2 protein-coding genes are annotated in these 997 nt (G+C 52.6%); one reads left to right on the forward strand and one right to left on the reverse strand.

The annotated features are described in order from the left end of the window. The coding region (locus IE099_RS20610; RefSeq protein WP_189574740.1) for a DDE-type integrase/transposase/recombinase at positions 1–494 on the forward strand (494 nt) is incomplete at its 5' end. Between the two features lie 79 nt (positions 495–573). On the opposite strand, the gene IE099_RS20615 is transcribed toward IE099_RS20610, so the two are convergent. Continuing rightward, positions 574–891 (reverse strand): hypothetical protein, encoded by a 318-nt coding sequence (locus IE099_RS20615; RefSeq protein WP_189574743.1) that lies wholly within the window; start codon positions 889–891, stop codon positions 574–576. Positions 892–997 lie beyond the last annotated feature (106 nt).

The raw sequence follows: 997 nt of genomic DNA on the forward strand, positions 1-997 counted from the left end.
GTTGTCTTGATGAACTCCACATGGAGTTTCCATTTTTAGGTAATCGTAAACTCCGTCGCGAACTTCGAGACCACGGTTGGTGGATCGGCCGAAGCCGGATGCGCCGACTGATGCGTATCATGGGGATCGTGGCGATGGTTCCGCAACCCACGACGAGTAAACCGAACAAGGAACACACCGTCTACCCCTACCTTTTGAGAGGGCGGGAGGTTAGGGCCGTCGACGAAGTCTGGTGCGCAGACATCACTTACATCCCGATGGCCAAAGGCCATGCCTACCTCGTGGCGATTATGGATTGGCACAGCCGAGCGGTCCTGTCTTGGGAGTTGAGCAACACGATGGATAGCAGCTTCTGCGTGAGAGCGCTCAATGAAGCCATGCGTCGGACCGGACGTATTCCGAAAATATTCAACACCGATCAGGGTGCCCAGTTCACTGGACGCAACTGGGTTTCCACACTCAAGGCAAACGGGATCGAGATCAGTATGGTGTAGCGCACCACACTGAGGTCGTGTTCGGTTTCCTAATTGAGGTCGGGTGATTTTGGGCGAATTTTCACGCTGTGGTCGTTTTTTATTTCCATTGAGCTCGTAGTGTTTTGAGGTCGATTACGATGGTTTTGGTATTTTTTGGTGAGGTGTGAGCTGTTTGGTGGGATTTTTCTGAGGCATGGCTGATGCTTTCGATGAGGTTGAGAGCAGCGCACCACACTGACGTCGTGTTCGCTTCGCGGCGGAGATGCCCGATGAGTTGGTTTTCGTTTACGACGACGATGCGGATACCGTGGTCGAACTCGATATGAAGATGGCGGGTGGTGAGGCCGGTGGGCGCGACTTCGACGTAGCGGACATCTTTGACGGGCCAGGGCTTCGAGCGATTTACTTTGGACATAGACCGTTTTCCAGATGAAGTTGCCGAAAAAGACGCAAAACAAACTGTACTTTTAGGGTGTCTTTCTGAGAATCGCAAATCGGCCGTCAACGTCAGTTTCCAAATC

Source organism: Roseibacillus persicicus (assembly GCF_014651675.1).
GTDB classification, from domain to species: domain Bacteria; phylum Verrucomicrobiota; class Verrucomicrobiia; order Verrucomicrobiales; family Akkermansiaceae; genus Roseibacillus; species Roseibacillus persicicus.